The sequence below is a fragment of the Corallococcus sp. CA053C genome (genome assembly GCF_003611675.1).
In the GTDB taxonomy this organism is placed as follows: domain Bacteria; phylum Myxococcota; class Myxococcia; order Myxococcales; family Myxococcaceae; genus Corallococcus.
In genome coordinates this window covers 1-5973 of the sequence record NZ_RAWA01000517.1, presented here as the reverse complement: position 1 = coordinate 5973, position 5973 = coordinate 1, and the positions used below count along the sequence as shown (strand labels likewise).

The following is a 5973-nucleotide window of genomic DNA, read 5'->3' as shown; positions in this document are numbered from 1 at the left end:
GTCCAGGCCCCCGCGCCTGCCGCCGTCCGGCCCATGCCCTCGCACACGCCGGGGCCACCTGGGACGGAGGGCAGCGGAGCGCCGCGCCGCGAGGGAGCGCCCGCGGACCCGGGCCGCCCGCGCATGTTCGTGGATGACCTGCGCGACAAGATGATGGCGGGCAACCCGGACCTGGCGCAGTTCCGCGAGCTCCAGCGCAAGGTGCTGCTCAAGCCCGAGGAGCGGGAGCTGCTCCACGGCATCTACAAGGACCGTGAGCAGATCGCCGCGGCGAAGCAGGACCTCCTGGCCCAGACGGAGGTCACCTTCAACGAAGACAACCAGTTCCGCCGCCTCTACCGCGTCGAGTACCTGGGCATGGCGCTCGAGTGGACGCAGAACCCCGAGCGTGCGCACGTGCTGGACACGGTCGCCTCGCTGGTGTCGGCGCAGAACCTCAATGCCATGCAGGAGCAGTCACTGCGGCGCTCGCTCTCCGGCGACAAGGTGGAGCTGATGATGATCCTCCTCCACAACGACCGGCCCCGCGCCGAGCAGCTCATCGCCCAGGCGCAGGGAACCGAGTACGGCGACCTGCTCATCTATGCCCGGACGCGCTTCGACGCGCTCTGGGCCCTGGCGCGGCAACAACAGCAGCTTCCCCCAACCAACCCATGAGGCGCCTCAGCATGTCTTCCAATCAGCGGTGGTGGATTCCAATCGGCATCTTGTGCCTCGGTCCTGCCTGCGGACCGGAGTCCTCCACACTCCTGGAGCAGGACGCCCAACAGCGCGAGGAGCCGGAGCCCCTCTGTGGGAATGCCTTCGTGGAGGACGTGGTGCGTCAGTTCGGCACGACTGGCACCGACCGTCCCACGGGCGTCAGCCTGGACCCGGACGGCAACGTCTTCATCGCGGGCAACACCGACGGCGACTTTGGCGAACCTGCCGAGAAGAGCCTCGGCCAGGACATCTTCCTCGCGAAGCTGAACACCAGCCTCAATTTCCAGTGGGCCCATCAGCTCGGCTCGCGCGGAGACGACTCGGCCTGGGACGTCGTCTCGGCGAGCGACGGCTCGGCCTATGTCGTGGGGCTCACGTCCGACGAGATGCCCGGTCAGCGCACCGCGGGAGGCTCGGACCTCTTCTCCGCCCGGTATGACGCCGCGGGCAATCGCACCTGGATCGTCCAGCGTGGCACCGCCGGCGAGGACTACGCGCTCTCGGCGTCGATCCGGCCCAACAACCAACACCTCGTCCTGACGGGCGCCGAGCAGAACTCCGAGGACTACGACTTCGACGTCATCGTGGACGAGCTCGACGCGGCGGGCGAGCCCAGCGGGCGCGCCAACTTCGGCTCCTCCCGCTACGCCAACGACCGGGGTGAGGGCGTGGCCACGCGCGCGGACGGGACGACGTGGCTCGTCGGCTCCACCCAGGGCGCCCTGAGCGACAGCGCGCCCGCGGGCTCCACGGATGTCTTCATCCGCCAGCTGGATGACAGATACAACACGCAGTGGACGAAGCAGGTGGGAACGCCAGACATCGACGCGGCCCTCGAGGTCGTCCCCGACGGCTCCGACCGCATCTACGTGCTCGCGCTCTCCTACAGCAACCTGGAGACGGGCCAGGCGGAGAACGACGGCATCCCCAATGCCTTCCTGATGCGCTACTCCACCAGCGGCGAGCGCAGGTGGGTCAAGCGCATTGGCGCGGCCAACAAGATGAGCCTCGCGACGGGCCTCACCGTGGACGCCCAGGGCAACGCGTATGTGGCGGGCTGGACGACGGGGCAGATGACGACGGAGCAGAACCACGGCGGCACGGACGCCTTCGTCGCGCAGTACGACCGCTTCGGCAACCGCGTGCGCTCCTGGCAGTGGGGAACGACCGCGGACGATGACGTGCGGGACATCGTGCTGACCAGCGCGACGACGGCGGTCGCGGTCGGGACGACCAGCGGAGATCTCGCCAGCCCCGGCTCCAATCAGGGCGGCCAGGACGTGTTCGCCGTGAAGTTCTCGACGAGCCCGTAGCAGCAGTGCCTCACCCACCACGAAGGGGAGCAGACATGATGAAGAACCTCGCCGCAGTCCTTGGCGCGCTTGTGCTGTCCACGCCCGCGTTCGCAGCCTGGGCACCCACCAACTACCGGTGCACTTTCGATGCGCTCGGCTCGGACCAGGCCTATGGGCGCCAGAAGTGGGCCAAGCGCTGGCAGCAGGGCAACCCCTACAGCTCCACGCAGTGGGGCGGGCTCGACATGCGCTTCTGGCATTCGTCCTACTCGCTGGAGGCCAACGAGGCCGCCGCCGCGGCGACGCCGGTGTGGCTGTATCCCATCTACGTCGACCCCAACAACATGTACGCCCCCTGGCAGGGCCCCGGCGCCTACGGCAGCCCGACGGGGACGTATACGGGGGCGCAGATCCAGTACGACGTCCCCGGCACCTACAAGCCCGCCGCCATCCAGATGGACGGCCTGTGCGAGCCGGGGTGCTACAGCCCCGACCAGGAGATCCTCCTGGCCAGCGGCCCCATGGGCATCCGGGATGCGCTCGAGTCCGGCCAGATGGACCTGGTCACCCTGACGCCTGACGCGACCTTCACCGCGCTCACGTTCATGGACAACCAGGTCGAGAACTACACGCTGGACCGGGACGCGGCCGACCAGGAGCTCGTCACGTTCCACACGGAGTCCGGCGGCTCGTTGCGCGTCACCACCCAGCACCCGCTCGTCGTCCCCGAAGGCAACCTCAAGCGGGCGTACGAACTGGGCGTGGGCGACCGCCTGGTCACCCAGGATGGCAAGTTCGACACCATCGTCTCCCTGGAGAAGTCCGTCGAGCACACCCGCGTGTACAACGTGCGCCCGGTGTCGACGGACCTCACGTCCAACATCGTCGTCGCGCAGGGCTTCCTCAGCGGCTCGCAGCGCTTCCAGAGCGAGTATGTGGATGAGATCAACCGCCTCATCATCCGCGACAACGTGCCGGACTCCGTCGTCCCCTTCAATCCCTGAAGTCAGTCCCCTGAAGTAGACCGGGCACCGCCGTGGAAGCTCACGGCGGTGCCCGCTTGCGTCCTGTCCTGGTGCGCATTTCCCCGTCAACCCACCCGTCCCGCCTCAACAACGCCATGCGCAATCCCTTGTCACGTCCGCTGTTTGTCCTTGCCCTGGGAAGCTCCCTGGGCGCCGCCGTCGCAGCCCCCGTTGAACAGGTCCAGCCCCAGAACCTCATGATGGAGACCGACCCCGACGACCCGGGAGGCGGCGGCGGTGGCACCTGGGTCCCCTACAACTACCGGTGCACCTACGATCAGCTCGGCCCGGACCAGGCCTATGGGCGCCAGAAGTGGGCCAAGCGCTGGCAGCAGGGCAACCCCTACGGCGCCACGCAGTGGGGCGGGCTGGACATGCGCTTCTGGAACTCGTCGTTCTCGCTGGAGGCGAACAACGCCTCGCTCGCGGGCACCTGGCTGTACCCGGTGTACGTGGACCCGAACAACATGTACGCCCCCTGGCCGGGCCCTGGCGCCCCGGGCTCCGCGACGGCGGGCTACACGGGGGCGCAGATCCAGTACGACATCCCCGGCACCTACAAGCCCGCCTCGGTGCAGATGGATGCCCTCTGCGAACCGGGGTGCTACAGCCCCGACCAGGAGATCCTCCTGGCCCGCGGTCCGCTGGCCATTGGCGAAGCCCTGGCGACCGGCCGGCGTGACCTGGTCACCCTGACGCCCGGCGCCACCTTCTCCGCGCTCACCTTCATGGACAACCAGGTGGAGCGCTACACGTTGGACGCGAAGCTGGCCGAACAGGAGATCGTCACCTTCCACACCGAGGCTGGCGGCTCCTTGCGCGTCACCACCGAACACCCGCTCGTCGTCCCCGACGGCAGCCTCAAGAAGGCCCGCGAGCTGGGCGTGGGTGACAGCCTGGTCACCCGCGCCGGCAAGGTCGACCCCATCATCTCCCTGGAGAAGTCCCTGGAGTGGATCCGCACCTACAACGTGCGCCCGGTGACGACGGACCCCACCTCCAACATCGTCGTCGCGCAGGGCTTCCTCAGCGGCTCGCAGCGCTTCCAGAGCGAGTATGTGGATGAGTTGAACCGGCTCCTGCTGCGCGACAACGTCCCGGACTCCGCGGTCCCCTACACCGCGGAAGGCAACCTGCCTTCCCCCTGAGCGTGTCGTCCATGACACGCGGCCCCTGAAACAGACGCGGCCCGGAGGAGTGTCTCCGGGCCGCTTTCATTTCAGCCCTGCACCCTTTTCAGGGTCACATGCCCATCGGGTCCATGCCCAGGATGAGGGAGCCGTTGTTGGTGTACAGGTTCCAGTTCTGGTTGATGCCCCCCCAGCTCGCGATGGTCAGCCACCAGGTCTTCTTGAAGATCCAGAAGCCCACCCGGACGTACAGCTTGAGGGTGCCGGACAGGGCGTTCAGGTTGAGCGTGGACTTGAGGGTCCAGTCCAGCGAGTAGAAGGGCCAGAACAGTTCGGCGAAGGCAGGCAGGTTGATGTTGATGAGCGACAGGCTGCCCTCCACGCCGAAGCCCGCGATGATGATGTCCACGCCCGCGGAGGCGGTGACGTTCGCCCAGCCACCCGCCGCGGCGGTGAGGCGCGCCACGGTCGGCCCCACCTGGCCGGACACGGTCAGCTTCACGCCACCGCTGATGGAGGCGGCCACCCGGACGGGCACGGGCCCGACCATGAACGTCTTCGACACGGAGAAGAACGTGCGGCTCCAGTTGATGGGCGTGATTTCAAAGCTGTAGACCAGGTTGCCGGACCAGATCTGCTGGCCCATGGCGTACACCTTCGCGGTACCGCTGTTGTTTCCACCCTGCTGGCCGGAGACCTCCGCGCGGCCGCGGACGACCTCCTTCTGGTAGCTGAACGCGGTGGCCGTGACCTTGCCTTCCGCGTAGGCCTCCACCCGCTTCTCAGCGACGCCCGTGGACGGAGTGGCCGTCATGGACGCGTCGATGACATAGCCGGCACCGAACAGGCTGTTGCCGAACCCTTCGCTCCGGTAGTAGCTCTTGGTGAATGGCTGGTTGCCAGTCGGCAGGGACGCGCCGTCGTTGGTGACCGTCACCGCGGGTTGCACGTTCTGGTTGTTGGCCTCCGGGATGACGCCCTGATCAATGGTGATGAGGGGCTTGCCATCCACCGGGTCGGTGCCGAGCGAGCCGTGCGTCAGCGCGACTTCCTGGTTGATGATGAGCTGCTGCTCGTACGGCGTGTAGTTCGGCGAGAACGGGTACGACGCCTTCCAGGGATAGTTGTTGTCCAGCGAGTACCCCGACGGATACGTCGTCGCCGGGAAGGCTCCGGTATCCACCGTATAGATGACCGGATCGGAGTACGACGGCACCTGCGCGAGCGCGACCTGGGGAATGAAGACGGAACAAACCACTGCGGCGACGCCGGAGAACAGACGCATCACTGACATGGAACCCCCACCTGCATTTTTCTGCATTGACCGTATTTTATGAAAAACACGGAAACCCGCAGACGATAGATTCGCATACTCTGAGTGTCAATACTGATTCACTCACAGTGATGGCAGTCTTTGCCGCTCCGGGCGTATTTTGAAAAGCTTTTCGAGTCACACCTTTCTGCACAAGCCATGAAAACAGGCATTTCAGGCTGTGACGTCTAGGCGAAAGGTTGCGACCATGCTAGCGATTGGAGCCATGCGCATGCCCTGGAAGCGTCATCACAGCCTCCTGCTGTTGCTCGCCGCCGTGTTGGGCCTGGTGGGCTGGTGGGGGGCGACCCGAACGGGTGACGAGCCCGCGCCCCCGCCGGGGGGAGTGCTGTCCCCGCCCTCCGCCAGGACGCGACCGGAGTCCGCGCCAGGGCCGACGAAGCCAGCGGATGGGACCCGGGCCTGGGTGCCTGGACAGCAGTTCCGCTACGCGGTGGACACCACGCAGCAGGTGGATTTCGTCGCGTCCCAGCCGGGCGCCCAGGTGC

At 66.8% G+C, this 5973-nt stretch carries 5 protein-coding genes and 1 pseudogene; 5 read left to right on the top strand and 1 reads right to left on the bottom strand.

The annotated features are described in order from the left end of the window. The 4 genes from D7V97_RS38850 to D7V97_RS38835 all read left to right on the top strand — a co-directional run. The coding region (locus tag D7V97_RS38850) for a hypothetical protein (protein ID WP_233583514.1) at window positions 1–657 on the top strand (657 nt) is incomplete at its 5' end. An 11-nt stretch (window positions 658–668) separates the two neighbouring features. Then, the gene (locus D7V97_RS38845) at window positions 669–2015 is read left to right on the top strand and encodes an SBBP repeat-containing protein (RefSeq protein WP_158623544.1); all 1347 of its coding nucleotides are present in this window, start codon (window positions 669–671) and stop codon (window positions 2013–2015) included. 35 nt (window positions 2016–2050) lie between these two features. Next, entirely contained in the window at window positions 2051–3001 is a 951-nt protein-coding gene (locus D7V97_RS38840) for a Hint domain-containing protein (RefSeq protein WP_120615632.1), read from the top strand. 218 nt (window positions 3002–3219) lie between these two features. Beyond that, window positions 3220–4170: a Hint domain-containing protein gene (locus D7V97_RS38835; protein WP_120615631.1), complete on the top strand. Its 951-nt coding sequence runs from the start codon at window positions 3220–3222 to the stop codon at window positions 4168–4170. A gap of 94 nt (window positions 4171–4264) precedes the next feature. Here the strand turns inward: D7V97_RS38835 and D7V97_RS38830 are convergent, their stop codons facing one another. Further along, window positions 4265–5446: a hypothetical protein gene (locus tag D7V97_RS38830; RefSeq protein WP_233583513.1), complete on the bottom strand. Its 1182-nt coding sequence runs from the start codon at window positions 5444–5446 to the stop codon at window positions 4265–4267. Between the two features lie 250 nt (window positions 5447–5696). Between D7V97_RS38830 and D7V97_RS44385 the strand changes: the two are divergent. Further along, window positions 5697–5973 (top strand): annotated as a pseudogene (locus D7V97_RS44385) (hypothetical protein); the annotation flags it as partial.